At 63.8% G+C, this 26,182-nt stretch carries 25 protein-coding genes and 1 pseudogene; 10 read left to right on the top strand and 16 right to left on the bottom strand.

Annotated features, from left to right (window positions below):
• Nucleotide 1: 1 nt before the first annotated feature.
• The 4 genes from AC5RW2_RS31995 to AC5RW2_RS31980 all read right to left on the bottom strand — a co-directional run bounded on the left by AC5RW2_RS31995 (nucleotide 2) and on the right by AC5RW2_RS31980 (nucleotide 4,890).
• Nucleotides 2-1,798 carry an FAD-dependent oxidoreductase gene (locus AC5RW2_RS31995; RefSeq protein WP_493964194.1) on the bottom strand — a complete coding sequence of 599 codons (1,797 nt, stop codon included), beginning with the start codon at nucleotides 1,796-1,798 and terminating at the stop codon, nucleotides 2-4.
• 34 nt (nucleotides 1,799-1,832) lie between these two features.
• Nucleotides 1,833-2,492: an alpha/beta hydrolase gene (locus tag AC5RW2_RS31990; RefSeq protein WP_493964195.1), complete on the bottom strand. Its 660-nt coding sequence runs from the start codon at nucleotides 2,490-2,492 to the stop codon at nucleotides 1,833-1,835.
• A 99-nt stretch (nucleotides 2,493-2,591) separates the two neighbouring features.
• On the bottom strand, nucleotides 2,592-3,545 hold the full coding sequence (locus tag AC5RW2_RS31985; RefSeq protein WP_493964196.1) for a VOC family protein: 954 nt from the start codon (nucleotides 3,543-3,545) through the stop codon (nucleotides 2,592-2,594).
• Nucleotides 3,546-3,735: 190 nt separating this feature from the next.
• The gene (locus tag AC5RW2_RS31980) at nucleotides 3,736-4,890 is read right to left on the bottom strand and encodes a flavin reductase (RefSeq protein WP_493964197.1); all 1,155 of its coding nucleotides are present in this window, start codon (nucleotides 4,888-4,890) and stop codon (nucleotides 3,736-3,738) included.
• A gap of 403 nt (nucleotides 4,891-5,293) precedes the next feature.
• Here AC5RW2_RS31980 and AC5RW2_RS31975 point away from each other — a divergent pair, with 403 nt between their 5' ends.
• Nucleotides 5,294-6,544, top strand: coding sequence for an acyl-CoA dehydrogenase family protein (locus tag AC5RW2_RS31975; protein ID WP_493964198.1), 1,251 nt, complete (start codon nucleotides 5,294-5,296; stop codon nucleotides 6,542-6,544).
• 114 nt (nucleotides 6,545-6,658) lie between these two features.
• Here AC5RW2_RS31975 and AC5RW2_RS31970 read toward each other — a convergent pair whose 3' ends face one another.
• The 4 genes from AC5RW2_RS31970 to AC5RW2_RS31955 all read right to left on the bottom strand — a co-directional run bounded on the left by AC5RW2_RS31970 (nucleotide 6,659) and on the right by AC5RW2_RS31955 (nucleotide 9,791).
• Nucleotides 6,659-7,375 carry a GntR family transcriptional regulator gene (locus AC5RW2_RS31970; RefSeq protein WP_493964199.1) on the bottom strand — a complete coding sequence of 239 codons (717 nt, stop codon included), beginning with the start codon at nucleotides 7,373-7,375 and terminating at the stop codon, nucleotides 6,659-6,661.
• An 82-nt stretch (nucleotides 7,376-7,457) separates the two neighbouring features.
• Nucleotides 7,458-8,429, bottom strand: a complete 972-nt coding sequence (locus AC5RW2_RS31965) for an aldo/keto reductase (protein ID WP_493964200.1) — start codon at nucleotides 8,427-8,429, stop codon at nucleotides 7,458-7,460.
• A gap of 19 nt (nucleotides 8,430-8,448) precedes the next feature.
• Complete coding sequence (locus AC5RW2_RS31960) at nucleotides 8,449-8,757, bottom strand: Dabb family protein (RefSeq protein ID WP_493964201.1); 309 nt, start codon at nucleotides 8,755-8,757, stop codon at nucleotides 8,449-8,451.
• Complete coding sequence (locus AC5RW2_RS31955; RefSeq protein ID WP_493964202.1) at nucleotides 8,754-9,791, bottom strand: DMT family transporter; 1,038 nt, start codon at nucleotides 9,789-9,791, stop codon at nucleotides 8,754-8,756. The genes AC5RW2_RS31960 and AC5RW2_RS31955 overlap by 4 nt, the downstream gene beginning before the upstream one ends.
• Before the next feature lie 529 nt (nucleotides 9,792-10,320).
• Here AC5RW2_RS31955 and AC5RW2_RS31950 point away from each other — a divergent pair.
• From AC5RW2_RS31950 to AC5RW2_RS31915, 8 genes and pseudogenes are all read left to right on the top strand, one after another.
• Nucleotides 10,321-11,412 (top strand): zinc-binding dehydrogenase, encoded by a 1,092-nt coding sequence (locus AC5RW2_RS31950; RefSeq protein ID WP_493964203.1) that lies wholly within the window; start codon nucleotides 10,321-10,323, stop codon nucleotides 11,410-11,412.
• 153 nt (nucleotides 11,413-11,565) lie between these two features.
• The gene (locus tag AC5RW2_RS31945) at nucleotides 11,566-12,582 is read left to right on the top strand and encodes an ABC transporter substrate-binding protein (protein ID WP_493964204.1); all 1,017 of its coding nucleotides are present in this window, start codon (nucleotides 11,566-11,568) and stop codon (nucleotides 12,580-12,582) included.
• 163 nt (nucleotides 12,583-12,745) lie between these two features.
• The gene (locus tag AC5RW2_RS31940) at nucleotides 12,746-13,501 is read left to right on the top strand and encodes an ABC transporter permease (protein ID WP_494074926.1); all 756 of its coding nucleotides are present in this window, start codon (nucleotides 12,746-12,748) and stop codon (nucleotides 13,499-13,501) included.
• Nucleotides 13,502-13,567: 66 nt separating this feature from the next.
• Entirely contained in the window at nucleotides 13,568-14,347 is a 780-nt protein-coding gene (locus tag AC5RW2_RS31935; RefSeq protein WP_493964206.1) for an ABC transporter permease, read from the top strand.
• 16 nt (nucleotides 14,348-14,363) lie between these two features.
• A complete protein-coding gene (locus AC5RW2_RS31930; RefSeq protein ID WP_493964207.1) occupies nucleotides 14,364-15,206 on the top strand; it encodes an ABC transporter ATP-binding protein in 843 nt (280 codons plus the stop codon).
• A 9-nt stretch (nucleotides 15,207-15,215) separates the two neighbouring features.
• Nucleotides 15,216-15,602 (top strand): annotated as a pseudogene (locus AC5RW2_RS31925) (alcohol dehydrogenase catalytic domain-containing protein); the annotation flags it as partial.
• 195 nt (nucleotides 15,603-15,797) lie between these two features.
• On the top strand, nucleotides 15,798-16,307 hold the full coding sequence (locus AC5RW2_RS31920) for a zinc-binding dehydrogenase (protein ID WP_494074931.1): 510 nt from the start codon (nucleotides 15,798-15,800) through the stop codon (nucleotides 16,305-16,307).
• A gap of 51 nt (nucleotides 16,308-16,358) precedes the next feature.
• On the top strand, nucleotides 16,359-16,796 hold the full coding sequence (locus tag AC5RW2_RS31915) for a hypothetical protein (protein ID WP_493964209.1): 438 nt from the start codon (nucleotides 16,359-16,361) through the stop codon (nucleotides 16,794-16,796).
• Between the two features lie 558 nt (nucleotides 16,797-17,354).
• Here the strand turns inward: AC5RW2_RS31915 and AC5RW2_RS31910 are convergent.
• The 8 genes from AC5RW2_RS31910 to AC5RW2_RS31875 all read right to left on the bottom strand — a co-directional run bounded on the left by AC5RW2_RS31910 (nucleotide 17,355) and on the right by AC5RW2_RS31875 (nucleotide 23,643).
• Nucleotides 17,355-18,194 carry an SDR family NAD(P)-dependent oxidoreductase gene (locus tag AC5RW2_RS31910; RefSeq protein WP_493964210.1) on the bottom strand — a complete coding sequence of 280 codons (840 nt, stop codon included), beginning with the start codon at nucleotides 18,192-18,194 and terminating at the stop codon, nucleotides 17,355-17,357.
• A 336-nt stretch (nucleotides 18,195-18,530) separates the two neighbouring features.
• Nucleotides 18,531-19,301, bottom strand: coding sequence for a GntR family transcriptional regulator (locus tag AC5RW2_RS31905; RefSeq protein ID WP_493964211.1), 771 nt, complete (start codon nucleotides 19,299-19,301; stop codon nucleotides 18,531-18,533).
• Nucleotides 19,302-19,319: 18 nt separating this feature from the next.
• The gene (locus AC5RW2_RS31900) at nucleotides 19,320-20,132 is read right to left on the bottom strand and encodes a carboxymuconolactone decarboxylase family protein (protein ID WP_493964212.1); all 813 of its coding nucleotides are present in this window, start codon (nucleotides 20,130-20,132) and stop codon (nucleotides 19,320-19,322) included.
• Nucleotides 20,129-21,061 (bottom strand): NAD(P)-dependent oxidoreductase, encoded by a 933-nt coding sequence (locus tag AC5RW2_RS31895; RefSeq protein ID WP_493964213.1) that lies wholly within the window; start codon nucleotides 21,059-21,061, stop codon nucleotides 20,129-20,131. Before AC5RW2_RS31895 ends, AC5RW2_RS31900 begins: the two co-directional genes overlap by 4 nt.
• Complete coding sequence (locus AC5RW2_RS31890) at nucleotides 21,054-21,452, bottom strand: carboxymuconolactone decarboxylase family protein (protein WP_493964214.1); 399 nt, start codon at nucleotides 21,450-21,452, stop codon at nucleotides 21,054-21,056. The genes AC5RW2_RS31895 and AC5RW2_RS31890 overlap by 8 nt, the downstream gene beginning before the upstream one ends.
• Before the next feature lie 2 nt (nucleotides 21,453-21,454).
• The gene (locus tag AC5RW2_RS31885) at nucleotides 21,455-21,856 is read right to left on the bottom strand and encodes a cupin domain-containing protein (RefSeq protein ID WP_493964215.1); all 402 of its coding nucleotides are present in this window, start codon (nucleotides 21,854-21,856) and stop codon (nucleotides 21,455-21,457) included.
• Nucleotides 21,853-22,815, bottom strand: a complete 963-nt coding sequence (locus AC5RW2_RS31880; protein WP_493964216.1) for an NAD(P)-dependent oxidoreductase — start codon at nucleotides 22,813-22,815, stop codon at nucleotides 21,853-21,855. The genes AC5RW2_RS31885 and AC5RW2_RS31880 overlap by 4 nt, the downstream gene beginning before the upstream one ends.
• Nucleotides 22,816-23,643 carry an N-acyl homoserine lactonase family protein gene (locus tag AC5RW2_RS31875; protein ID WP_493964217.1) on the bottom strand — a complete coding sequence of 276 codons (828 nt, stop codon included), beginning with the start codon at nucleotides 23,641-23,643 and terminating at the stop codon, nucleotides 22,816-22,818.
• A 1,167-nt stretch (nucleotides 23,644-24,810) separates the two neighbouring features.
• Here AC5RW2_RS31875 and AC5RW2_RS31870 point away from each other — a divergent pair.
• Complete coding sequence (locus AC5RW2_RS31870; protein WP_493964218.1) at nucleotides 24,811-25,695, top strand: zinc-binding metallopeptidase family protein; 885 nt, start codon at nucleotides 24,811-24,813, stop codon at nucleotides 25,693-25,695.
• Nucleotides 25,696-26,182 lie beyond the last annotated feature (487 nt).

The following is a 26,182-nucleotide window of genomic DNA, read 5'->3' as shown; positions in this document are numbered from 1 at the left end:
GTTAGGCTCCTCGGCTAAGAATGGCGGAAACGGTGTTTAGCAGCGCTGCTTCGGGGTTTGCCGGCAGTCGCTCTGAACGCCAGCCGACGTGCTTGTCCGGACGGACCAGCACAGCTCCATCCTCCTCCACGCCGCGCAGCTTGGCCCAGTCGAAATACAGGTCCGTGACGTCCTGGCCAGGGCCGATCACCACAGTCTTTACGGTCACGCCCAGCCGCTCGCTGACCTTGTGGGCTGCCGTCGTCCAGTCCTCGCCGGTGATGCCGGTGAAGACGGTGAACTGTCCGTAGGGTGCCAGATCGTGGGTGGAGTACTTGCGGGTGTTGTCCCCGATCCAGGCGTGCGGCAGGCGGACCCCTGGGTGGGTGGACGGTTCGTAGTAGAGTTCCGGGTCCCGCGCGGGCGTCGGCCTGGTGCTGCCGTCGCCGACCACGGCGGAGGACACATAGTGTTGGCCCATTTCAACGCCGTGGGCGTTGAACTCGTAGTTCTTGATCTCCATGGCCTCCTGGACGGCCCGGCGCTTGGCGGCGCCCTCGGCGGTGTTGTCCTTGCGGGACTCGATCAGCGCCAGCATCTCCTCCGGCGTTTCGGCCTTGTCGATGCCGAGCGCTTCGAACAGCTTCACGAATTCGCGGCCGGACTGGTTGGCGCGGGTGACGATCTGCTTCGCTACCGGCGCACGTTCCGCGGAATAGGTCTCCAGCAGCTCTTCGCCGGCCTGCCCGTTGAGCACGGCCGCGAGCTTCCAGGCCAGGTTGTAGGAGTCCTGGATGGAGGTGTTGGAGCCGAGCCCGTTGCTCGGCGGGTGCTTATGCACGGCGTCCCCGGCGCAGAACACCCGGCCCTTCTGCAGGTGGGTGGCGTACTGTTCGTTGTTGCCCCAGAGTGAAATGCCGGTGATCTCCACGTCGAGGTCGGGCACCCCGATGAGGTTGCGGACCACCTGGCGGGCGTCGTCTTCGCTGACCTCGGGGGTGCCGTCGTTGATGTCGAAACCCCAGACGATCAGCCATTCGTTCCATGGCCTGACCATGCGGACCAGGCCGGCGCCGATGCCGCCGATGTTTGAGCCGGGCTGGACCACCCAGTACAGAACCGAGGGGCGGTGGCCGACGAGTTCCGCGATGTCCGCCTTGAAGGTGATGTTCATCGATCCGGCAATGTCCATCTGCCCCTCGTAGGGCAGGTTGATGTCCGTGGCAACCTTGGAGCGGGCGCCGTCTGCACCGATCAGGTACTTGGCGCGGATGGTGTACTCGGTGCCGGTCAGCCGGTTCAGCACCCGCACGCTGACACCGTCTTCGTCCTGGGTGTGCCAGAGGTACTCGGTGGAGAACTGGGTTTGGGTGCCGCGCATGGTGGCGTTCTTGAGCAGGATCGGTTCCAGATAAGTCTGCGGTATGTCGCAGTTCAACGACGGCGAGGCCAGCTCGTAGTCCGCGTGCCGGGCCGGATGGTTGCCCCAGGTGAGGATGCGGCCGATCTCTTCGCCCGCGATCGAGGTGCAGAACACCGTGTCGCCGATCATCTCGTGCGGGGTGGCGTCAGCGAGGACCTGCTCCTCGATGCCCAAGTCCCGGAAAATCTCCATGGTCCGCTGGTTGGTGATGTGCGCCCGCGGCGTGTTCGCCGTCCACCGGTACTTGGTGATCATGATATTCGGAACACCCAGCGAAGACAGGAACAACGCGGCCGAGGAACCGGCCGGGCCCGAGCCGACAATCAGCACGTCCGTCTCCACGACATTGGAATCCGGGGTCTGGGTCTCCGCGACCCCGTCATTGAAAATCACCATTTAATTCTCCAGTTCTCTTCCGGCGCCTTGCCGGTCATCTGTTCAGTCCGACCGCGGCTGAAACTTTGCCGAGCAATCTTTCGGCGGCGGTCATGGCTTCGTCGGTGATGACGTGCTCGTTCCCTGGGGTGATGAGCAGGTCCACCTCGGCCCCTGCCGACCTAAGGGCGGCAGCGGTTTCCTTGACCCGGTACGGGGGCACCCACGGATCATGCTCAACGCTGCGCAACACCGCGGGGATGCCTTCCAACGGATTACCTGCATGTGCCGACAGGACTTCGGGTCCGATGTATCCGCCGGTGTGCAGGATCAGGCCCGCATAGCGGGCTGGGCTGGTCAGGATGTGATGGGACAGCAGGCATGCGCCTTGGGAGAAGCCCCAAAGCACGATCCGGTCCTTGGCGAAGCCGTCCGCCTCCACGGTGTCCAAGTGCGCGGCGATGGCTTCCAGCGCGTGGTCCAAATCCGGCTGGTTGTCCTCGAGGGGATCTAGGAAAGGTTTGGGGTACCAAGTGTCCGCCGACGCTGAAGGGGCGTAGAACCGCAGACCGGCGGTTTGCAGCCGCCGGGATTGTTCGCGCATCCAGTCCGGGCTCTGTCCGCGCCCATGGACGGTAAGGACCGCTGGACCTCCCTGGTGGGTGTCATCGCCCCAGACGGTGAGAGGGCGGTTCAGGTGCCGGTTCCCGGACATGCGGGGCTCCTTCATTGTCATGTGGCCGTTATTTATAGCCTCGGGTGTTGCGCCCTTTCCTTGCGGGAGGGCGCAACACCCGAGGCGTTGTAATCGTTGTTAGACGTCGATGTGTTCGAGTTGTTCGAAGATTTCGCCGCGGCGGTCTTCGAACTGTTCCGGGAGTTGGAAGCGGGTGCCCAGTTCCTGCGGGGATTCGTCGCAGTCCCAGCCGCCGTCTTCGTGGGTGACGGCCAATTCGAACAATGCGCCGCCCGGGGTGCGGACGTAGACGGACTTGAAGTACTTGCGGTCCTTGAGTTCGGAGATGTCGGTGTAGCCGGCGCCTTCGATGTCGAACTTGACTTCGTCCTGGTTCTTCAGCGTGTCCAGGTTCCAGGCGAAGTGGTGGTAGGTGCCCGACCCGTAGTGCCAGGTGCCCTGGTCCTCGGAGATGTTGGCGGTCAGTTCCACGTGGTTGCCGTATTCGGCGTTGCCGACCTGGAACTGGGCGATGTCGCCTTCCTCGCTGATTTTGTCTTGGGAGAAGAAGGTGTCGTTGGCGAAGTCGACCATCCGTTCCGGGGTGGTGACATGGATGCCGACGCCGTGGATGCCGTGGATCGCATGCTCCTGGGGGACACCGTTGCCGGCGAAGCCTTCACGCTCGTCACCAGTCGTGGGGACGAACACGTACTCAATGCCCGAGGGATGGCGGAACGCCAGCCGGCGCTGGTCGAAGCGCTCGACGTTTTCGACTTCGACCTTGTGCTCGGTCAGGCGCTGCTGCCAGAAGTCCAGCGAGCCGTCGGGAACGGAGAGCAGGACTTCACGGGCCTGGTTGGTGCCCCGCTTGCCGTAGAGACCGGCCTGCGCCCACGGGAAAGTCGTCACCACCGAGGACGGATCGCCATTGGCGTTGGAGTAGTACAGGTGGTAAATCGGCTTGGAGCCGTCAAAAAGCACGGTGCGCTTGATGAACTTCATGCCCAGCGTCTTGACGTGGAAATCCACATCCTCCTGCGCACCGCCCACCGACAACGTCACATGATGCGAACCTTCAACATAACCCATTTTGCTTCTCCTTCTTGATTTCTCGTCGGCCAGATTCAGCTGCCTCGAATGTTCCCAGTCGATTCGGGCGAGACTGGAGGGTGTCCCATTTCACGAAGTATTGTCTGACGATCCTACGAAGGTGCAGGTGTGGTGTCAATGCCGTCTCGCCGGGGGCGCATTGACCTCGATCAACCCTGAATGACGGAACTTACTCAGTGTCGGATAGTTCGCGCTGCCGCTCACGCAGTTGGCGCGGTCGGTCGGCGTGCAAGCGCAATACTGCAAGGACGGCCTCGGTGTCCTCGTTCTCGTAGCCCTCGACAAGCCGGCGATGGTCGTCCATCAGTTCTGTGCCTGCGTAAGTCGACGCGTCGATGGTCCTGGCGTTTAGCCCGGGCAGGCCCAAGCGGCGGTAGGTGTCCAACAGGATTCGAGACCCGGACAGTTCCACCATGTATTCGTGGAAACGTTCGTTGGCCTCGATCCAGGCGGCAGGGTCGGTGAAGCGGTCTTCTGCCACCAGTTCCAGGGTGTCCTCCATGTATTCGCGCAGCTGGGCTAGCTGTTGCTTACTGACTTGCCCCACGGTGGTTTCGGCGACGCCGAGTTCAATGGCCAGTTTGGCGGCGTAAGACTCAAGGATGATCGATTCAGGCACGGGTGCGATGATGAACCGCCCTGCGTCACGATAAACCAGTGACTCACTGACCAGCGCGGTAAGCGCACGGTGGACCAGATCACTGTCAACGTCCAGCTCCCTGGCCCAGAGGTCAACATCGATCGCCTGGTCAAGATCGTTGACGGTGTTGATGATGCGTTCACGGACATCGCGCAGCACGGAGGCTTCGGGGGCCATCTGCATCCGCCCGAAACCCCCACGGAAATAGGCCAGAGGGTGGCCGGGGTAGGCCACGGCATCTTCAACATGAGCGAGGAACACGTAGTGGGTCCCGGCCTCGACCTGCTCGCTCACCCGGCACACCAAGTGCGCGATGGCGCCGACCAGTAGAGGTGAGCCATTGCGGTCCTTCTCCGTGGCCACGCCCTCAAACTTCTCGGGGAGCTTGGACGCAAACCGGCCGGCCAACTGCACGTGGTCCTCGGCGAGGACGTTGACGGCGAAGGTGCCGCTCTCAATGATTGCTTGTGCGCTCGTGGACGACTTGTTGAGGCAAATCAGCAGCATCGGCGGACTGTCGGTGAGTGAGCTGACGGCGCTGGCCGTGGTGCCGTAGTCCTTGCCCGCACTATGAGTGGTGATCACCGTGACGCCGCTGGCGAAGCGTCCGATCACATCGCGGAAGGCCGGCGAGCTTAAATTTGTCGGGTCAGCCGGGGGGTTCCCGGTGGCGAGCGGGGACATCCGAATTATCTCCTCGGTTTAAGAAATGGGGGGCGGACAGCAGGTATATGGTGACTGTATCACCATCATACGATCCGTGGCAGGGGGCAAGCCTTGCCTGTAGCCAGCGGCCCGTTCTGGCCGCGAAAAATGATGCAAGCCCCCGTGCTTGCAGCAATTAATGGGGGGACGCTCCTGCAGCGCCGGGCCTTCCCGACAGCTGTTCTGGCGCCACCTTTCCTGTCGCATTTTGTCAGACAGAATGGAGTGGGGCATCTGTGCTCGAGCATGCCGGCGACGGAGGAAATTTTAAAACCGGCGTGCCACACCGACCATTCTGACGCCGGGAGGCTGCAAGCTCGGACAGTCTGGTGGTACTATCGTCAGACAATCAAGACAATTGGCGCACTAGGGAGATCTTGCCATGACGATAAGTCTTTACACGCCGGCCCAGGCGGAAGCGGGGGCGGAAGGAGCCGACCCCACACCGGATGAGCTAGTGGCCCGCGCCGCGGATCTGCGCCCCCGGCTTCGCAAGCTGCAGGCTGAGCACGAGCAACTAGGCGGCTACTCCGAGGAAATTCATCAGGAGTTCCTAGCCGCTGGGTTCTACCGCATCCTCCAGCCCCGCCGCTACGGCGGGCTTGAATACGGCATCGACGACTTCGTCCGTGTCGGCATCGAGATCTCCCGCGGCGACCCCGGGGTGGGCTGGTCCTACGTCCTGGGCGCCGGCCACGCCTTCCACGTCGGCTCGTTCTACGGCGAGCAGGGCCAGGCGGAGCTCTTCGGCGAAGGCACATTCATCGCCCCGGGACGGACCATCCCCTCCGGCAAGGCCCAGACGGTCGACGGGGGTTTCCGCCTCAGCGGAACCTGGGACTACTGCTCGGGATCTATGTGGAGCACCCACGTGCTGGTCGTGGCACCGTCCTTCGCGGCGAACGGCGATGCTCTGGGCCTGCGGATGTTCGCGCTGCCGCGCAAAGATTACACCATCCTCGACGACTGGGGCGGAGACAAGACAATCGGAATGCGGGCGTCGAGCTCAAACTCCGTCAAGATCGACGACGCGTTCGTCCCCGACCACCTGAGCATCAACTACGATTTCCGCGAGCACGTGCTGGGCACCGAGGGGACCCTCGGCTACCGGCTGCATAAAAACCCCATGTACCTGGGCCGGACCATGACCTACTTCAACGCCGAGCTGGTCGCCACTCAGGTCGGCGCGGCGTGGGCGGCCTACGACGAGTTCGAGAAACTGATGGAAGGCCGTCCGGCCAGCTTCCCGCCGCGCGTGCCACGACTGGAAGCGCCCGAGTACCACCGCTGGTTCGGGCAGCTGCTGGCTCTGGCGGACTCGTCCGAGTCGCTGCTGCTGGCGGGCGTGCGTCAATATGCCGAGCTCGGCGAGCGCTGGGTGCGCACCGGCGAGGAGTTTACTCCGGAGCAGGACGCCCGGCTGCGTGCCGTGGTGCAGCAGTCCGCGCGACTGGCCAACGACGCGGTGGAGCTGGCATTCACCACGGCCGGTTCGAGCTCCGCCAAACGCGGCTCACCAATGGAGAAGTACTACCGGGACGTGGCGATGTACAAGACTCATATCGCGGCTCAGTGGGACGTCACCTACGGGTCCATCTCGCGCTTTCATTTCGGCCAGCCGCTCACCTTCTAAAGCGGCCGGCAACGGTCCGCAGCCGCCGTCGTTCCTCCAATCAAAGGAACGACGGCGGCTGCTTTCGTGACGCCCGATGGTGCGGACTGCGGCAGTGGGGACCGGCGGAGCCTCTTAAGCCTCTTTGGTGTTCTCGGCCTCCTGCAGGCTCTGCAGCGCGTTTTTGCCCGCTGTGAGCATATGGTCGATGTACAGCTTCGCGGCGGCTTCGGCCTCGCCCGTTGTAATGAATCGCGCGATTCCGCGCAGCTGTTCCACGGCGGTAGCGTGTCCCTCCGGAGACATCCCCACCACGCGCAGCACGCGCACCCTCGCCTGCAGACCCTCTGTCAACTGTTGGAGCACAGGGCTGCCGGCGCCTTCGATGAGAACACCGTAGAACTCGTCCTTCGCAGCAAGAATCGCTCCCGGCTGACCTTCCGACTCAGTCGCTTCGGCGAAACTTTCCGCAGCCGCGGAAAGACGCATCATCTGGGACTTCGTCGCCCGCTCCGTGAACCGCCTGACAACCACGGCTTCCAGCGCCGCCCGGGCCTCGTAGAGATCCCGGGCCTCCTCCAGCGAGGGTGCAGTCACGATCGCGCCCTTTTGTGGGACCACCGTCACCAGCCCTTCCGAGGTCAGCTCCCGCAGCGCCTCGCGGACAGTGGTGCGTGAAACGCCCAGTTGCTCGATCAGTTCGCGTTCCACCAAACGCTGCCCGGGCTTGAGCCGGAAATCCAGAATGGCGGCCCGCAAGGCGTGGATAACCTGTTCGCGAAGGGGCGCCGCAACCCTGCCTACCGGGCTGGATGCCCAGGCATCGGCAAGGGAATTCGTGGTACTGGTCATGGGTGTCTCTTCTGGTCAGCTGTGGCCGGTTGCTCGTCATACAATTTCCACCATGCTACCGCAGCTGTGCCCGGCTGTCCGGCTAAACGAAGCCGACCACGGGGTGAGGCGTGTAGGGTGCCTCCAGCGCAGCCACCTCCTCATCGGTCAGCATGAGGGACAGCGCGGCCACCGCGTCTTCAAGCTGTGACGGCCGGCTGGCCCCGATGATCGGGGCGGAAATCCCCGGCTGGCGCAGCATCCAGGCCAGAGCAACATGCGCCATGGGCACGCCGCGGTCGGTGGCGACCTTCGCGACCGCCTCGACGATTTCACGGTCGCCCTCCTGGTACAGGGACTTGCCGACTTCGTCGGTTTCCTGTCGTGCGGTTGTCTCGTCCCAGCCGCGGGTAAGACGGCCGCGAGCCAGGGGGCTCCAAGGGGTTACTCCAACGTCGAGGTCACGGCACAGTGGCAGCATTTCCCGTTCTTCTTCTCGGTTGAGCAGGTTGTAGTGGTTCTGCATGCTCACGAACGGGGTGAGACCGTTGGCCTTCGCGGTGTACTGGGCCTTGGAGAACTGCCAGGCCCACATGGACGAGGCGCCGAGGTAGCGGGCCTTGCCGACCTTGACTACATCATGCAGCGCTTCCATCGTTTCTTCGATCGGCGTCAGCGGGTCCCAGCGATGGATGATGTAGAGGTCAACGTAGTCAGTCCCCAGCCGGGCCAGGCTGGAGTCGATCTCGTGCAGGACCGCCTTGCGGGACAGGCCCGCCCCGTTAGGGCCGGGGCGCATGCGCTGGTGGACCTTGGTGGCAATGACCACCTCGTCCCGCCGGGCGAAATCGGCGATGGCGCGCCCGACGATTTCTTCGCTGCTGCCGTCCGAGTACATGTTCGCCGTATCGAAGAAGTTGATGCCGGCTTCGATTGCCTGGAGGAGCAGGGGGCGGCTGGCAGCCTCGCCCAGGGTCCAGCTGTGGGGTCCCCGGTCCGGTTCGCCGTAGGTCATGCAGCCGAGAGCGAGGCGGGAGACATCGAGGCCGGTGGCGCCGAGTTTTACGTAGTCCATGGTTTCCTTCGGTAGCCGGCTAGTCGGTTTCTGCCTGGAGGGAGAGCCAGGACTCGCACCGGGGCGCCAGGACGTCGGCGACCAGCTGCTGATGCTTAGGGTCGGCGAGATAGCGCTGGAACGCCTCCGCGTCGGCGAAGCGTACCTCGAGCAGGACCTCGGAGACGCTGCGTCCCTCGGGGCGCAGCCCGAGGTCGGCGTGGATGGTGGCCGGTCCGGCTGCATGCGGCGGCTCCGCCCCGAAGTATTCCAGAGCGCGCAGGAACTGCTGGCGCTGCTCGTCGGCCACGGGGCGCTGCAGCCGGAATATGACGGTGTGCGTGATCATGTGGGGTCCTTTGTGTCGATGGATGGGATGGAATTCCCTGGTGGGCCGGGCGTGGGGGGTGGTATCGGAGCCGGTGCGCCGGTGAAGGGATTGCTGGCGATCAGCACCGCGGCACACGCCAGCACCACGCCCATCAGGGCGGCGAGCGTGACGCTGTGTCCGGCCCGCGGCGCCGCCAGGTCCAAGATCAGACTGGACAGGCTTTGTCCGGCGACCAGCCCGAGAAAGAGTTTAAGGACCCCCAGGACGCGGGCGGCTACCGCGCCGAAGACCGCTACTCCGGCACCGATGGCTCCGCCGACCCAGCCCCAGGCGGGCAGGCCGGCCAACTGTGCCACGCCGGCCGGTTCCACCAGGATCAGCACGAGGAACAGGGCGGAAGCACCCACGAGGAAATTGAGGACTCCCATAGCTGTGGGCTCGCCGGTGAGTTGGATGAGCTGGGCATTGCCCGCCTGCTGGGCAGTGACGATGATGCCGACAACCACTAATAACACCAATAGGGGCAGCTGAATGTTCCCCTGCTGGCCTAGGGCGCCGACCACCACACCAGCAAACGCGCAGCACGTGCCGGTAAGCCGTCGGAGCGTGGGCAATTGCCGTCCTGCCGGACCGAGTGCCAGCGCATCCGTCACCAGGCTGCCGATGAGCTGACCCAACACCAGCGCGACGGTCATGAGGGCGATGCCCAGGATCGGGGCGGCAAGAGTGGTGACGTAGACGGCGACCGCTCCGCAGAGGCCGCCAAAGAACCACCAGACTCGCAGCGGATTGCGCCCCGAACGAAGTTCCCGCCAGGCGCGGGGGAGGGCTCCGGTCAGCACGGCAAGCGCCCCTAGGATCACGAGAGAAACACCGTTGTTGATGGTCGCCGCGCCCGCCACCGTACCGACCGCATCACTCAGGTGGCCGTTGACAAAGGCCTGGACGGAAACCCCGACCCCGGCGGCGAGGGACAGCACCAGCCCGAGCCATGCACGGCGGGGGGTCGGCGCTCCCGCCGGACTTCCGCCGCTGTTCCTCGCTCGGGCCACTAGGAGCCCTCCTTCCAAGCCAGTCTGTATCGGGCGCACAAGCTATTCCGCCGGCTCGGTGACGCTGATGACCGTACGTCATTTCGTCATACAATACAGCAGATACTCGATGCCGCCACACCTCGGTACACCTCCGGCAAGGCAGGTTCAGAATGAAGATGCGCAGCAACGCCGGTATCGGAGAAACTGGCGTTGACCGTCCGCCACATAGAGGTGACGCACCGGGCGGTGGTCAGGATGGAGGCTTCACCAATCTGCATCACCGATTGGCAAGCGGTGGGTGGACTCCTACGAGGCGCCGAGCCCGCGACTGGGCCCACAATTCTGGTCATGCTGCCGTCTGCGTGGTCGTGGAGGCGGAAGCGGAGGCCGGGCAGCACCCCATGGGCGACCGCGCGATCATCCCCGCGCCAAGCACGCGGAGCAGCGCGAAGAGAGGGATCTCACAGATATATCCTGTCAGATGAACTACAATTTGTCTGACAAGCCGACAATTGAAGTCTTCCGTTTATAACCTGAGGTGATTCCCATGCGCGCAGCACTGCTTCGTGATTTTAATGTCCCATTCACGGTAGAAGACGTCGACCTGCTGGAGCTGGATCCGAACCGCGTGCTGGTCCGAACCAAGGCCAGCCCCTTCTGCTCCACCGACGTCACCAGCTTTCACGGCAATCTGGGCAAGGTGCCCCCCACGATCCTTGGGCATGCCTCCACAGGGGAGGTCCTCGAGGTTGGCAGCAAGGTAGAGGGAATCAAGCCCGGACAACGAGTGATCGTGCCCGGGACTCCCGAATGTGGCGACTGCTATTACTGTGCCGTGGGACGCCCCGACCAATGTTCCGAATTGTTCGATCTGGGCGGCATTTTTCCTGACATCGCGAAGACCGCCGAGGGGCAGTTAGTCTCCGCGGCAGGCTGCGTAGGGGGGTACGCGGAAATCATGAACGTTTCCAAGAACCAGGTGTTCCCGGTGGAGACCGACCTGCCGTACGACGTTTTGTCATTGCTGGGCTGCGGTATCACCACTGGAGTTGGTGCCGTCTTCAACGTGGCGAAGGTCCAGCCCGGCGAATCCGTCGCGGTCGTCGGCTGCGGGCACCTTGGACTATGGGCGGTGCAGGCTGCGAAGCTCGCCGGCGCTTCACGAATCATTGCGGTGGAACCGCACGCGGGCCGTCGCGTCCTCGCCGGTCAACTCGGTGCGACAGACGTGCTCGATCCCACCGTTGGCGAATCCCACGCGGTGGATGCGGTCAGGACGCTCACTGGGGGGCGGGGGGTAGACACTGTCATCGAAGCCGCCGGCGCGCCGGACGCCCAGCGATTGGCGCTCCAACTCTCGCGCCGGGCGGGAACTGTTGTCTATAGCGGCCTTGCCGAGGCCGCCAGTGAGGTCACCTTGCCCCAAGTGCCCCTGACCGTACAGAGTCGGCAGGTGCTGAGCACGCAGAACGGCAACGTCCGGATGCGGCGCGACCTGCCCCGCTATATCGGGCTGCTCGAGCGGGGGCTGTTGAACGCAGAGCCGATCATCACGTCCCGCTACTCCCTTGAGGACATCAACCTCGCATTGAAGAAGTCCGAAAGCCTCGACGACCTTTCCGGCGTTTTTGTCTTCTGAACCTAGCGATTCGTGCTAGCGCATGCGTGAGGCGCTCCTGTCCGGGGAACCGGATGACGAAACACTCTGTGAGTATTTTCACAACCGTCACCCAACCTGTAGTATTGTCTTACGAACTTACAGACAGCCATTGTCATCTTGAGAGGATCAACCATGACCACATTTCGCAAGTCGTCCCGTTCCCGCCTTGCCCTCTCGGTCGCGGCCCTCGCCGTCTCCGCCCTGGCACTGTCCGCATGTGGCGGCGGCGGGAGCAGCTCGGCAGCGCTCCCGGAGGACGTAGACCCCAATGCTCCGGAAGTCACCGAGGTCACCGGTCTGACCTTCCGCGCCCCGATTGCTGCCGGCTTCATTCAGACCGAGAAAGGCGGTGCTGCCGAACAGTATGGGCTGTCCCTGAACACCCAGTGGATCGAGAGTAGCGCCACCGCGGTGTCCCAGGTCATTTCCGGGGATGTGCAGCTCGCTCAGTCCAGCTACTTCGGTGTCATCGACGCGGCGCGCCAGGGCATCGACGTCGTGATCGTCAGCGAAAGCTACGGCAGCACTCCGGGCGCCGCCTCTTTGGAAGCCCTGCCGGGCTCAGGGATCACAGAACTTAAGGACTTGATCGGCAAAAAAGTGGCCGTGGTCTCACTGAACAGCAGCCACGCCGTGAAGATCAAGGACTCCCTGATCGAGGAGGGTCTGGACCCGGCGGAGGTGGAGTTCGTGGAACTGCCCTACGGCGAGGTTCCGGCCGCGTTGCAGCAAGGCACAGTAGATGCCTCCAGCGCGCAGGGCGCCGTTCTGGCTCAGGTCAAGGACACTTTGGACACCGTGACGGTTTTTGACTACGCCGAGGGCAAGTACAACGGCATGGCGGAGTCCGGCTGGATCATGAAGAAGTCGTTCGTGGAAGAGAACCCGAACACCGTGGCCGCACTGCAGTGCGCTTTGCTCCAGGGCACTGAAGAAGTCAAGGACGATGCCACGTACCGGGCTATCCTCAAGGACGATCTGGAGTTCAACGACGACGCGGTGGCCGCGGACGTCGCCCCAGCTTGGGTCGCGGAGCTCCGCGAGGAACCATTGCAGATGAACGCAGACATGCTGTACGCCATCGGGGCGATCGACGAGAAGTTTGACGTTTCGAGCATCACCGTCCCGACTCCCACCAACTGCGGCTAGCCCAGCTAAGCCCGGTGAATTCTGGAGTAAGTAAGTAGCCATGACATTGTCCACTCAACGGATAAAGCCTGACGCCCCGGGGGACGCTGCCCCGGCCGCTGGGAAGCCCACCAAGGACAGGAACGCAACGGCAAAGAAGGCCGGGGCGCAGAGGCGGAACCGGGTGCTACTCGGAGCTGCGGGAATCATCGGTCTGGGCCTGATCATCGAAGTGATTTCCCGGATCGGTCTGGTCCACCCCGATTTCCTGCCGCCGTTCTCCACGGTGCTAGTTGAATCGGTGTTGATCTGGGGCCGGGTAGATTTCCGCATCGACGTTCTCGCCACGGTCGGTTCCTACCTTCTTGGCCTAGGCCTCTCGGCCCTGATCGCCATCCCGCTGGGCGTAATCTTCGGCTTGTCTGAGAAGGCATACCGCGCTTCCCGCGCGGTCGTCGAGCTAATCCGGCCTATCCCACCCGTGGCTCTGATCCCCTTGGTGGTTCTCGTGTTCGGTAACGGACTGGAAATGAAACTCGTCATCGTCATTTTCGCCGCGGTCTGGCCCATTCTGTTCAACACCATGTACGGCGTGCACGACGTTGACAAGCAGGCCAAGGAGATGGCGCGCAGCTTCGGGGTGCGCCCAGGCGGCGTGATCCGCAGGGTCGTGCTGCCTGGCGCCGCACCATTCATAGCAACGGGCATCCGAGTCTCATCCTCGATCGCTCTGATTGTGGTGATCACCGTCGAGCTGATCGCCGGTGGAGCGGAGGGAGTGGGAGCCTTCATCGCCCGATCCAGGGCCACCGGAACCGAGGTCGAACTCGTCTACGCAGGAACCCTGGTGGCTGGCCTCCTGGGACTGGCGATGAACATGATTATGAATTCGGCGGAGCGACGCTGGTTCTCCTGGCAGACAACGACGAAGGGAGCCTGAGCGATGCCGACCTCCAATACGACGTCACGGGCTGACGCGAAGAGCTCAGCCCCCTCAAAGGCAGGGATGCTAGGCAGCCGGTTCGCCTACAGCTTCGGGCTGCTCATCGTCCTGCTCGCCTTGTGGCAGCTCGCCACAACCCTGAACGACTCGCCATTCTTTCCCACACCGCTCAAGATCGTGGTGCACGCGTGGGGCATGTTCTTCGGCGGAACAGACGGCGCAATACTCACCGACGCCATGGCCAACGACACCTTGCAGACCTTCGGCCGGGTTCTGCTGGCCTTCGTCGTGGGCTCGATTGCCGGCATCCTGATCGGTACGGCGATTGGACTCAACCGGATACTGCGTGACGCGACTGATCCCGCGGTGGAGTTCTTGCGCTCGATTCCGGCCACTGCCACCCTGCCGCTGTTCATCGTGCTCCTCGGCGGCGAGGACAGCATGCGCGTTGCGTTCATCGCCTACGGCATTTCCTGGTTCGTGTTGATTAATACGGCAAACGGCGTAGGTGCCATCCACCCCACGCAGTTGGCCATGGGCGAAGCATTCCGGATTTCGAAGTGGCGCCGGCTCACAGGGATCGTCCTGCCGGCGGCATTGCCCAAGATCTTTGCCGGACTGCGCCTCGCCCTCACAGGCGCGCTGATGTTCGCCATCGTCTCCGAATTTATGCTCGCCACCAACGGAATCGGGTTCCAGCTCATCCAGTCCCAGGCCCGATTCCAGATCCTGGACATGTGGTCCTGGATGCTGCTCTTGGCAGTCATCGGACTGGCACTGAACACCATCCTGGAAGCCATCGAGAACCGACTGCTGGCCTGGCACCGTCTGGCCCGAAGCTAGAGACCGGAAGAAAATCATGAACACCAACGCAATTACCGATACCCCAAAACAACTCGAGGGAACCAACTCAGCCGAGGCACTGCTTTCGGTAGACAGAGTCACCCATACCTACGGCTCGGGGCCAAGTGCCCATACTGCTCTAAAAGACCTCTCGTTTGAGATCTACCCGAAGGAATTTGTGTCGATCGTCGGCCCATCTGGGGCCGGCAAAACTACCCTGCTGCGGGCCCTATCTGGGCTGCTGACCCCGACGAGCGGTACGGTAAGCATCGCCGGCAAGCCTGTTAATGGGGTCCCCGACGGCATGGCCATGGTCTTCCAGGACTACAGTCGCTCGCTGCTGCCGTGGCTCACCATCGAAAAGAACGTCGCCTTCCCGCTGACCAAAGACAACGGCACCCCAGCCGAACGGAAGGCCCTTATAGAGGAAAGTCTGGAGGCTGTGGGGCTGGGCGGTTTCAACAACCGCTATCCGTGGCAGCTCTCCGGGGGCATGCAGCAGCGCGTCGCCATCGCCCGCGCGCTGGCCTACCGGCCCCGGCTCTTGCTGATGGACGAGCCGTTCGCCTCCCTCGACGCCCAGACCCGCTCCGACCTTGAGGACCTGGTTCTGACGCTTCGCCACCGGTACGGCATCACGGTGCTGTTCGTCACCCACGACATTGACGAAAGTGTGTACCTGGCCGACCGTGTGCTGGTCCTGTCCAAGGCCCCGGCCCGGTTGGTGGAAAACATCCAGGTTCGTTTCCCGGAACCGCGGGACCAGATCTCCACTAAGGAGACCGAGAGCTTCGTCCAGATCCGCGGCCACGTGGCCCGCCTGATCCGCAGCGGCGGCGACCTCACCGAAACGGGATAGAGGGCCGAGATGCAGATCAAGGCAGCCGTCTTAGAACAGTTCGGTGTTCCTTTTGAGATTCAGGATGTCGACCTTAAAGACCCTGGCATCGGTGAAATGGTCGTCCGCACCACAGCTGCCCCGTTCTGTTCCACGGACTGGCTTGGATGGAAGGCCATGCGGGGCAAGAAACCGCCCGTCATACTCGGGCATACCGCTGTCGGCGTAGTCGAACACATCGGCCCCGGTGTGGATCGGCTGCGGACCGGGGACCAAGTGCTCGTGGCCGGAACACCACAATGTGGTGAATGTTTCTACTGCGGTATCGAGCGCCCGGACCAGTGCGCAGCGCTTATGGAGCAACCGGAACCCTTGGTCGCCGTCCGGCAGGATGGCGCTGAGGTCCGTGCTGCAGGCCGCGTTGGCGCCTACGCGGAATACATGCTGCCGAACCAGAACCAGGTCTGGAAGTTGGAAAGCAGCCTTCCCGCCACTCAACTCAGTCTCTTGGGCTGCGGCGTGACCACAGGCCACGGCGCAGTCCACAACGTCGCCCAAGTGCAGTCCGACCAATCCGTCGCTGTGGTCGGCCTTGGTCACCTAGGCCAATGGATGATCCAGGCCGCCCGGGTGGCCGGGGCCGGCACCATCATTGGGGTGGACATGGTGCCTGGCCGCCGCGATCTGGCGCTGAAGCTCGGCGCCACACACGTGGTGGACCCGACGGCGGGTGACCCAGTGGAGCAGGTCAGGGCGCTGACCGAGGGCCGCGGCGTCGATGTTTCTCTGGAAGCAGCAGGTCCGGAACTGGCCGTCCAGCACGCCGTGATGATGTCCCGCAGGGCTGGGACAGTAGTGCTCACCGGGGTGCAGGAGTTGCAGGGCGAGGTCTCGCTCCCCCAACTGGCGCTGGCCATTCAGGGACGGCGGATCATTGCCTGCCAGAACGGCCAGAGCATCCTGGGCCGTGATATTCCCCGCTGCTTGGAGTTGTTGGAGAGCGGCGAGTATCAGGCGGCGCCGATCGTGACGGCTGAATATGGCTTGTCCGCGATCAACGCGGCAATGTTCGCCTCGGGACAGTTGCAGGACCTCAGCGGGGTTTTCACCACCTTCCGTTGAGCCGGGCGCATGTCCGTGCAGGTGCAAGAGGGTGTTAGTGAGAATCGCCGTATGTCTGCAACGCTTCGAACGTTCTGGCTGAGCTTCGCGGACGATCTGTGTCGTGCGCGCATCGAGACGTCCAAGCGGTCCTGGAAGTCGCTGATTCCTGCAGTGTCGCTGAGACCCAGTGCTGCTGGTCGTTCAAGTACCGGGAAGCGCACGGCTGTCACCGAGGCCGAAGGTTCCGGCTCCGAGCGGATCCGGCTGAAAGAGTTGGAACGGAAAGACCGGGATCTAAAGGCTGATATCTTTTCTCTGAAAAATGCCAGCGGTTACTTCGCGAGGGATCAGCGACGGCGAGCAACTACGAAGTGCGTCAATTCCCAAAAATCCGGTTTAGCTGAGGCGAACTCAGTGTGGAAATGTCTGTGGCTGGCTCCCCCTTGGGTTTCTCAGACTGACTCAAGCGCCCGCAGTCTGCCACCGCCGCCCGAAAGCAGGCTCTGACAGGGTGATCCGACTGCTTTAGGGCTTAGGACAGCACCTACGGACGTCGACGGACCCACGCGGGCTGCACAGGGGAGGGGGGTGGGTGTTTTCCGGGGCAGGTCCTTCAGGCCACGCGCGATGTAGGTCTGGCCCCGTGCCAGTGGCTTCCGTTCAGGGTGACCCGAGGCTGGTGCCGAGGCGGCTGCGAAGACCCCTGACCTGGGAAAACGGGACTCCAGTGCCTCTCCGCCCGTTCCCACCCATTTGTGGTGGTGGTTGCCGCCCACGCGCGCTACTAGGCCTACTCTATCCTTGCGGCCCAGACCGCGAGTCGATCGATACCAGGACTTCCCAACCATCCAACAACCAGTGCTGCCATCAACAGCGCCATCGCCTGGGTGCCCGCCGCATTGATGCACAGGCTGGCACGTTTTGGGCGATCGGGGGCGACCTCCTGTGAAAATGCCGGATCCGGGGCTACCAAGAGAGGAGTTTCGGATCCGGCATTTTCCGACTGCAGGAGAGGACGATGGCTGGAAGAAGATCCGAGCGTCCGCCAACCGAAGGGGCGGGCAGTCAGCCGGAAGCCTTCGCGTGCCGGGCCAGCAACTGCGCGTCGGTAATGCTGACGTCCCAGAGGCCAGCTCCCCCGGCATTGCGGTTGGTGTTTTGGATGTTGGCCCCCCCGTCGATCGAGAGGATCTCGCCGGTGATGTAGGTGGCGTCGTCGCTGAGCAGGAACGCGACGGATCCCGCGATTTCCTCAGGCTTGCCGGCTCGGCGCATCGGTGACGTTCCGGCGCGCCGGATCATGTCCGCCTGGCCCGTTTTGCCGAAGATGGACGTCGGGACAATGCCAGGTGCGATGCCGTTGACCCGGACGCCGATGGGACCGCCGTAGACGGCAGCGCCGTGGACCAGCCCGATCACGCCGTGCTTTGAGGTGGTGTAGGCGAGCAGGTCGTTGCTGCCGCGAAGCCCGGCGATGGAAGCGGTTACCACGATTGAACCAGTTGTTCCGTTTTCGAGGTAATGCCGGAAAGCGGCCCGTACGCCAAGGAACGGTCCGCGGAGGTTTACCGCCATAACCTTGTCCCATTCATCCACCGACACTTCGGTCAGGTCTGTTAGGGAGCCGGCGATTCCGGCATTGAGGTGGTGGAAGTCGACGGCCCCGAACGCCTTCAGGGCCTCCTGCATGTATAGTTCGACTCCGGCTTCGGTGGCTACGTCGGCGCCGACGCCGATTGCTTCGCCGGGCAGTTCCGCCGCGGTCTTTTGGGCCAGCCCCGGGTCCAAGTCGACGGCGACGATTTTCACACCTTCTGAGCTCAGTCGGTGTACCGCCGCCTTGCCGATTCCGCCGGCGGCTCCGGTCACGACGGCGACCCTTCCTTTGAGTCCTGCATTAGCCATGGTGGTTCCTTTTCGATCGTGTGTGGGGGCTAGATGGTCAGCAGTTCGCTCAGCATGAAGCGAGCCATGGAGGCGTACACCGCGTCAAATTGAGCTGCAATGTGAGTTCGGTACATGGAGACGTCCCGATGGTACTTTTCCAGCCGGGACCCCGCTTGGCCGCCCTGGAGTCAGCGGAGGTGAAGGCCAGTTCAACGGCGCGATGCGCCAGTTGGGCAGCCTGCTGCAGCTCCCGCAGTCGCGGCGGCAGGGCGATGGTCTGCGCCACCAGATCAACCCGGGTCGTCCGTCCGGCCGGTGCTCCTGTCCGGACGGATTTGGAGTAGAGGCTTTCCGTCACTTCATCACCTGTGCCTGACACTCACGATTTCCGTCCTGCTGTCCGGGAGCTTCGTCTTGGGCGTCCTGCAGGTCCCTCAGGTTTCGCAAGGCGGTTTGGGACGCGGCGCGGATGTGGTCTGCGTACAGCCGGGCGGCCTCCGCACCATTGCCGGCCTCCGCCGCGGCCATGACGCTACGCAGTTCCTCCACCGCCTGCCGGCCGCGGCCCTCGCTGGACATTGAGGTGGCGCGTAGCATCCGCACCCGGGCCTGAATGCCTTCCGTGAGCTGCTGCAGTGCCGGACTGCCCGCGCCGGCCAGGAGGACGTCATAGAAGACGTCCTTGATGGCCAGCACCGCATGGACCTCCGCACCCTGCGCGGTAGCCTCGGCAAAGCCTTCCACCGCCGCGCCGAGACTAAGCATCTGGGACTTGCTAGCCCGTTCAACGAATCGTTCCACCAGGAGGGATTCCAGGGCGGCGCGCACTTCGTACAGGTCCCGGGCATCGTCGAACGATAACGCGGTGACGATGGCGCCCTTCTGGGGTACCACCGTCACCAGCCCCTCCGCGGTGAGTTCGCGCAGTGCTTCGCGCACTGTCGTGCGCGAGACGTCCAGCTGCTCGACCAGTTCACGCTCGACCAGGCGCTGGCCTGGCTTGAGCCGGAAGTCGAGGATGGCATCGCGGAGCGCCGTGATGACCTGTTCGCGCAGCGGGGCTGCCACCCGGCCTACAGGGCTGGAGCCCCAGGCATCGGCCAGCGAATTCGGTGTGGTTGGCATGGGACCGCCGACGTTCCTCTAGCGAACCGTCAGGGGTACCGCGGTGCCTGAAGCGGCGCCGCCGTCCTGACCGTCCGGGGCTTTGCGGGCCAGTTCCTCGACCAGGATCGGGAAGGCCGTGGTTGCCGACTGCATGCCCATCACGCTGGCGATCTCCATTACCTCGAGGAGCTCCTCCTTGGTAGCGCCGTAGCCGATGGCGTTCTGCATGTGCAGCTTCCAGCCCTTGACATAAAGGTGCGTCGCGGCGGCGTCGAAAGCGATGTAGATGAACTCCTTGACCTTGGGCTCCAGCGTGCCGGTCTCCCAGGGAACCGAGGAAAAGTCGGTGTAGGCCTCGAAAATCTCCGGGTCCAGTTCCAGCATTTCGTCCCAGAAGGAGTGCCAGTATCCGCGGTTCCGGGTGAAGCGCTCCTTGAGCTCCTCCTGGTAATCGGTCAGCGGTGCGGGGCCCTCGCGCAGCCCGGCCTCTTCCAGCACCTCCACCAGCAGGGGAACGCCGATATTCATGGCGTGAATGCCAAGCGTGCTGGTGAGCTCAATCACTTCTATGATTTCGCCCGGGGTGGCCCCGTGCGCCAGGGCGGCACGGATGTGCTGCCGCACGCCGGGAGCGTGGAGATGGGTTGCAGCCGCGTCCACTGCCAGGTAGATGAGTTCCTTGGTCTTGTTGTCCAGGTGGTTCTTTTTCCACGGGACGGCAGCAAACTTCGCGTATGCGGCGAGGAAGCCGGGACGAAGTTCCAGGACCGATTGCCAGGACTCGTCCCAGTATCCATGGACGGCGATGACCTCGTCCTTAATACGCTGTTGTTCTTCGCTCAGGCTCACGAGTGCTCCTTGTCGTCTCCCGCATGGGTGGCCGCCCAGCGGGCTATCTCGGTATGGTCTGCGGTTGGCGGCAGGGCCTCGGCAGCCTGCTCCCAGAGCGCGACGGCCTGCTCGCCGAGTTGGCTGGGCACGCCCAGTTGCCCGGCTAGGGCGGTGGCGATCTTCATGTCCTTGAGCATCAGGCGCAGCCCGAAGCCCGAGTCGAAGGTGCCGGGCAGGATGAAGTTGGGGTACTTGTTGTCGGTGGAGCCGCTGCGGCCGCTGGAGGTGTTGATCATTTCCACCATGATGGCGGGGTCCAGCCCGAAGCGTTCTCCGGCCAGGATCCCTTCCGCGGTCGCCAGCAGGTGTGTTGCCGAGAGCAGATTGTTAATGGCCTTGATGGCGTGGCCGGAGCCCACGGCGCCGGCGCGGCGGACCCGCCCCAGGTGCGACAGCAGCGGCATGACCTGCTCCACAGCCGCCGGGGCGCCGCCGACCATGATGGTCAGCTTGCCATCGCGGGCCCCGCTCACGCCGCCGGAGACGGGGGCGTCTATAAGGGTGACGGACGTCGCCGCCAGTTCTTCGGCGAGGGTCCGCGTGGAGATCGGGTCGGAGGAACTCATGTCGATCACCGTGGTCCCGGGCACCATCGAGGCCCGGACCGCGGGTTCGGCCAGGACAGCCTCCACCACCGCGGAGTTGGGCAGCATCAAAATCACGACGGCGGCACCCCGTGCGGCGTCGGCCGCGCTCTCGAAGGCGGCGCCACCGGCGTCGGCCAGTTTCCCGCGCGCCTCCGGGCTGAGGTCAAAACCGCTGACCGGGTAGCCGGCAGCGATTAGCCGCGCTGACATCGGGCCGCCCATGTTTCCCAGCCCGATGAACGCGACGGTGGGCAGCTGCCGCTCCTGGTGCCGGGCCGGAGCCGGGGCGGGACTACTCATCGCCCTTGAACTCCTTGATGACCCGTTCGGCGATGCGGAAGGACTCCAGAGCCGCCGGGACGCCTACGTAGATGGCGGTCTGCAGGAGGACTTCCTGGATCTCTTCTTCGGTGACGCCGTTGGTGAGCGCCCCGCGCACATGGACACCGAGCTCGTGGCCGCGGTTCAGGGCGGTCAGCATCGCGAGGTTGAGCATGCTGCGGGTCGCGCGCGGAAGTCCGGGCCGGGTCCAGACTTCGCCCCAGCAGTACTCGGTGACCAGTTCCTGGACGGGCCGGGCGAATTCACTGACCTGGCTGAGCGACTTGTCGACGTGGGCGTGGCCTAGCACCTCGCGGCGGGCCTGCAGCCCGTCTTCGTAGCTCTCGAGGTGGGTCTTTGCGGTGGTCATGTCTAGCCTTCCTGTGCCACAGGGGCGGTCGTGTACTGCTCGTTGGTTACTTCTTCAGCCCACTGCGTCTTGCCCAGTGAGATGGCGGTGTGCGTCATGAAGGCGCCGGGCGCCGCTCCATGCCAGTGCCGTTCCCCGGGCGGGCACCAGACGGTGTCGCCGGCGTGCAGCACCCGCACCCCGTCCGCTTCGGTGGCAACCAGACCCTCGCCGGCCAGGACCTGGAGGATCTGGCCGTGTTCGTGCTGGTGCCAGTAGGTCCGGGCGCCCGGGGAGAAGTTGACTGTGTTGACGGTGACGCCGTCGGTGGACGGCAGGGTGAGGTAGTTGTTGACCGTGCCGGTAAATTGGGAACCGGTCTTGCCGGCAGTGCCGGCCTGCTCGGTGCCGTGGATGATTTTCATGCCTGTTCCTTGTCAGATGTTGCGGCCGGGTCGTGGAGGCGGACCCCGCCGGAGACGTCGCCGATGGCGTCGACGACCGTGTTGCTGATTTCGTCGGAGTAGCCCAGTTGCTTGGCCAGGCCAAAAGCCGCGAGCGGCGCGGCGGAATTCGGGCTGGCGACGCCGAGCCCGGCGGCGAGGTCAACGTAGGCCAGAACGTCCTTCATCATCAGCGAGTTGGTGAGCCCGCCCTTGAGGTAGTCGCCGTGGATGATCTTGGGGAATCGGTTAAGGGTGGCGAAATTGACGCCGGAGCTGTTGTTCAGAACGTCGAGCAGGACTTCCAGGTCCAGGCCAGCCTTTCGGCCGGCGACCATGACCTCGGCCGTGGCCGAGAGCGAGATCGCATTGAGGAAGTTGTTCAACAGCTTGGCGGTGTGGCCTGCACCCACGCCGCCGCAGTGGAAGACGGACGTCGAGAAGACATCCAGGATGGGGCGCACACGGTCCAGTACGTCCCGATCACCGCCGACCATCAGCGTCAGGGCACCCTTTTCCGCGGCTGCGGCGCCGCCGGAAATGCCGGCATCGATCAGGGTCATGCCGCGGGCCTGTAGCTGCTCGTGCAACCGGATAGTCGAGGCGGGGGCTGAAGTGCTCAGGTCTACCAGGACCTGGCCCGGCCGTGCGTGCGCCAGGATGCCGTCCTCACCAAGGACGACGGCCTCGACGATCCGGCTTTCCGGCAACGACAGCAGGATGACGTCGCAACGGTCAACGACCTCGGCCGCCGATTGGGCCGGTGCCGCCCCGGCCTGCTCGATGTTCTCGGTCCGGGTGTCGAATCCGAGCACCTCGGTTCCGCCGTCAATGAGGCAACGGGCCATGCGCCCGCCCATGTTGCCCAGGCCGATGAATCCCACCCGCGCCGTGACTGCGGGATCCGCAGCGCTGTCCGTGTCGACCGTCGTGCTGGTCATTTACTTCTCTCCTTGGTTGATTGGCAGCCGGCCGATCGAGGCCGCGATCCCCGCGAGTACGCCGTCGTACTGTTCGTGCCGATCCAGCACCTCCGGGTCGTGGCCGGGAACCAGAATGGCACCGCGTTCGGCCACTATGCGTTTCATCTCGTCGAAGCCGGCATACATGGCCTCCAGATCGGCGACGACCAGGAACGGCATGTCCTTTTCCAGCTCCTCGTAATAATGCGTGGCATCCGAGGCCAGCAGTACCGGACCGTCGCTGGTCTTGACGATTAGGATTGCCTGGCCGGGGGAGTGGCCGCCCAACTGGATCATTTCGATCCCAGGAGCGATGGTTTCCTCGCCGGCGTGGAACTGCATCCTTCCCTCGTCGTATACCGCGCGCAGGTGCTCAATCTCGGTGTCTTCCACGGAGTGGTGGTACTGCAGCCTGCGGGCATAGGGCCCGGTCCAGAAATCGAACTCTGTCTTGGGCACAATCACGGTGGACTTGGGGAACAAGTCCACGTTGCCCGCATGGTCGTAGTGCGCGTGGGTCAGGACCAGCGTGGCCTCGTCAGGATCGACGCCGAGTTTTTGCAGCGCATCGGCCGGGGAGATGAGGTGGCCGCGGTTCCGGTTGTCCCCGCCGAGTTTGCTGTAGCCGGTGTCGACGACGAAGGTGCGCCGCGCGTTCCGGATGACCCAGAAGTAGTAATCCATGCCGATGGGTCCGTCCGGCTCACCATACAAGTGGTAGTTCAGATACACCATGCTGCGCACCGTCTGCCGCGATGCGTAGCGGACGATTATGACTTCATATTCATCATCCAGATCAGTGTTCACGAGGATTCCTTCGTCCGGGGTATAGGGCGGCCGCCAGCCGCGCCGACCTCCGCCGGCATATGCGTTGCAAGTTGTCTACCTGTACGACAATACCTTGCAGGGGTAATGTTTGCCATCTGCCAGTCGAAAAGCCGCAGTCTGCCCCGAACGCCCTACTTGGTTAACAGAAATAAGCCCGAATGATTGTCTGACAAGCGCTAGTCACCGTAGCGCATTGCTGCGGGACCCGCCCCAACGCACCCTAACCCAGGTGACGCTGGCCTTGTCCCGGGCCCAGGGAACTGATCATGGCTACCGGATACAATCCTCCCCATCCACGGACATCGATCCGCTGATCACCAGGCGGGGTTCTTCTGGATTACCGGGGGACCATGTCCAGGCGCCGTTCGGTACCGCGCCCCGCGGCCCGCTCTACGTGGCGTGGGAAAGCCCGGAGGAAGTGAAGCGCCCCTACCCGCTGGTCCTGATCCACGGCCAGCGAAGCAGGGAAAAACGAGGGCCGGTCACTGTGGCGATCTCTCGATACCCGTGGTCCAGGATGTGCTGCGTGAGTTGGGAGGCGGCTGCGGAATCGTCGATGCCAACGAAGTCGCCCGGCAGGTGGTCGGATCGGCGCGACAGCTAGATATAGGGGATTGCGGCGCTGCCGGAGCGCGAGCAAACAGTGGAATAGGGGGGGACGACTCTGCGGACAGGTGGATATGGAATCGATGGCCCGGGTGCCTACGTTCAGCCGGCGGTGCTCACGGATGTGACGCCGGAACCGAGTTCGGTCTTGGCTCCGGTGTCTTTGGCCGACCCCGAACGGGCCCGGAGAGTTGGTAACCAGATCGAGGCCGGCATGGTGTATATCAACGGCGGATGGGATCGCAGGCAGACTTGCCGTTCGGTGGCATCTACGTTCGAGCGTCGGACGCGAACTCCGCCCGCTGGGAATGGATGAGTTCATGAACGAGAAGGTTGTCCGTCTCTAGGTGTAATTCGACGACGCAGATGAGCGAAGCGGTCCCGAGGGTCTCACGGATTCGGGGGCCGCTTCGCCGCTAACGCCAAGCTCCGTCGTTTCATCTGCGACGAGCCGGAGACCTGGCAGCTCTCCGCCAATCCGAACTCACCGATCCCGGCGTCGCACTCCGCGGCCCGCACGCCGGGGCGAACGTGGCGCTGATGCAGATGTACACGAGCTCACGGGTGAGGCAGCACGCGATGCTGCCCAGTTTCGGCGGCTGGAGCCTTTCGGACGCGATCCTCGGATCCGGGCAGGCGACCGCGGACAACCTGCCGGCGCGGATCGCGCAGATCCAGTACTCCTGGCGCTGCCCCACGCTGGAGATGGCCGAGCACGTGCTGGCAGTGCTGCACCGCAACGCCGAGCACGCCGCCGCGATGGCGCACTGCCGAGTGGAGACCACCTGGGTGGCCCGCAACCGCCCCGGCATCACCAACCAGGCGCTGGCGCAGGCGCTGTACACCAACCTTGAGGAAGTCGGCGCCCCTGTGTATGGCGACGACGCCGTGGCCGCCGCGCGTTCCATCCAGTCCGGACTCGGGATCGAGCCGATGGAGAAGCCGTTCCTGGACGAGTGCGAATCGCTGATCTCCCCGCAGGACGCCGAGGAGGCGCTGCGCGAGCACCTGGCCCCGTGGCAGAAGAACTGGACCAGCGACGACTACGTGGAGATGACCCACTACGCCCCGACCGTCCGGTTCTACATCTCCCGGCCCGCGCTGAAGCCCGCCCCCGGCAAGGGCGCCTACCCCGGCTGGGTCATGAACGCCCTCGGCGGCATCCCCGCCGCCATCGACCCGACCATCGAGGTGGCCGGCAAGACCATCGCCGGCACCTTCGTGGACATGCTCACCTCGCCGGACTTGTTGGCCTCGGCCGCGGAGGAGTTCAAGCAGCGCAAGGCCGAGGACCCCACCGAAGCCCTGCTCCCCGCCGACTTCATGCCACCCACCGGCCTCGCCTGGCCCGACTACTCCCCGGTCGAAGGCACCGGCTTCGGCGCCGGCACTGGCCAAAGGACCTGGCACCCGCAGGCTCTGTAGTCGAAGTAGTTCGCACACAGGTCTTCACCAGCTGCGCCCGGGGACGGGTTCCTGGGGCAAGCCTGCTGGGAACAGTCCCTCCGACGTCGAACGAGATGCAGATCGTTCTTCTGCCTCCATCAATGCGAGTCGGGCCGTCTGGCCCGACTCGCATTCAGGAAAACGTTCCTTGCTCCCGGTTAACTCCACGGCATGACGTGCGTTCCGGGCCTAGTCATGGCGTGCCGTCGAGTTGACGGTACTACCGGATACGTTGGTAGGAGATAAGGGCGGGGAGATCCGCCGATCCTAAAGGAAGTTGGGGAGACTTAGTGACAGTTTTAGTTGAGCGTGGCTTTGGCCCGGTGCCAAAGGTTGAGGCTGCAGGTCGAGCCATAATCGAGGCCGGATTACGTGGAGAATCCTCCCCGCTTTGGTCTGCGCCGACGTGGACGGCTGAGAACGCGGATGAACTTCTCCACCGTATCTTCGCTAACTACGACGAAGG

The organism is Arthrobacter sp. B0316-1-20 (assembly GCF_059091865.1).
The sequence above is the reverse complement of the archived record's forward strand: the minus strand, read 5'-3'. Positions and strand labels throughout refer to the sequence as shown.

Coding starts and splice junctions, on each gene's coding strand:
- AC5RW2_RS31970 (WP_493964199.1), bottom strand. CDS start 7,375: ATGACCAGTACCACGAATTCCCTTGCCGATGCCTGGGCATCCAGCCCG.
- AC5RW2_RS31880 (WP_493964216.1), bottom strand. CDS start 22,815: ATGACCAGCACGACGGTCGACACGGACAGCGCTGCGGATCCCGCAGTC.
- AC5RW2_RS31985 (WP_493964196.1), bottom strand. CDS start 3,545: ATGGGTTATGTTGAAGGTTCGCATCATGTGACGTTGTCGGTGGGCGGT.
- AC5RW2_RS31930 (WP_493964207.1), top strand. CDS start 14,364: ATGAACACCAACGCAATTACCGATACCCCAAAACAACTCGAGGGAACC.
- AC5RW2_RS31910 (WP_493964210.1), bottom strand. CDS start 18,194: ATGGCTAATGCAGGACTCAAAGGAAGGGTCGCCGTCGTGACCGGAGCC.
- AC5RW2_RS31890 (WP_493964214.1), bottom strand. CDS start 21,452: ATGACCACCGCAAAGACCCACCTCGAGAGCTACGAAGACGGGCTGCAG.
- AC5RW2_RS31935 (WP_493964206.1), top strand. CDS start 13,568: ATGCTAGGCAGCCGGTTCGCCTACAGCTTCGGGCTGCTCATCGTCCTG.
- AC5RW2_RS31995 (WP_493964194.1), bottom strand. CDS start 1,798: ATGGTGATTTTCAATGACGGGGTCGCGGAGACCCAGACCCCGGATTCC.
- AC5RW2_RS31960 (WP_493964201.1), bottom strand. CDS start 8,757: ATGATCACGCACACCGTCATATTCCGGCTGCAGCGCCCCGTGGCCGAC.
- AC5RW2_RS31920 (WP_494074931.1), top strand. CDS start 15,798: ATGATCCAGGCCGCCCGGGTGGCCGGGGCCGGCACCATCATTGGGGTG.
- AC5RW2_RS31870 (WP_493964218.1), top strand. CDS start 24,811: ATGCAGATGTACACGAGCTCACGGGTGAGGCAGCACGCGATGCTGCCC.
- AC5RW2_RS31895 (WP_493964213.1), bottom strand. CDS start 21,061: ATGAGTAGTCCCGCCCCGGCTCCGGCCCGGCACCAGGAGCGGCAGCTG.
- AC5RW2_RS31965 (WP_493964200.1), bottom strand. CDS start 8,429: ATGGACTACGTAAAACTCGGCGCCACCGGCCTCGATGTCTCCCGCCTC.
- AC5RW2_RS31905 (WP_493964211.1), bottom strand. CDS start 19,301: ATGCCAACCACACCGAATTCGCTGGCCGATGCCTGGGGCTCCAGCCCT.
- AC5RW2_RS31945 (WP_493964204.1), top strand. CDS start 11,566: ATGACCACATTTCGCAAGTCGTCCCGTTCCCGCCTTGCCCTCTCGGTC.
- AC5RW2_RS31990 (WP_493964195.1), bottom strand. CDS start 2,492: ATGTCCGGGAACCGGCACCTGAACCGCCCTCTCACCGTCTGGGGCGAT.
- AC5RW2_RS31885 (WP_493964215.1), bottom strand. CDS start 21,856: ATGAAAATCATCCACGGCACCGAGCAGGCCGGCACTGCCGGCAAGACC.
- AC5RW2_RS31975 (WP_493964198.1), top strand. CDS start 5,294: ATGACGATAAGTCTTTACACGCCGGCCCAGGCGGAAGCGGGGGCGGAA.
- AC5RW2_RS31915 (WP_493964209.1), top strand. CDS start 16,359: ATGTCTGCAACGCTTCGAACGTTCTGGCTGAGCTTCGCGGACGATCTG.
- AC5RW2_RS31950 (WP_493964203.1), top strand. CDS start 10,321: ATGCGCGCAGCACTGCTTCGTGATTTTAATGTCCCATTCACGGTAGAA.
- AC5RW2_RS31980 (WP_493964197.1), bottom strand. CDS start 4,890: ATGTCCCCGCTCGCCACCGGGAACCCCCCGGCTGACCCGACAAATTTA.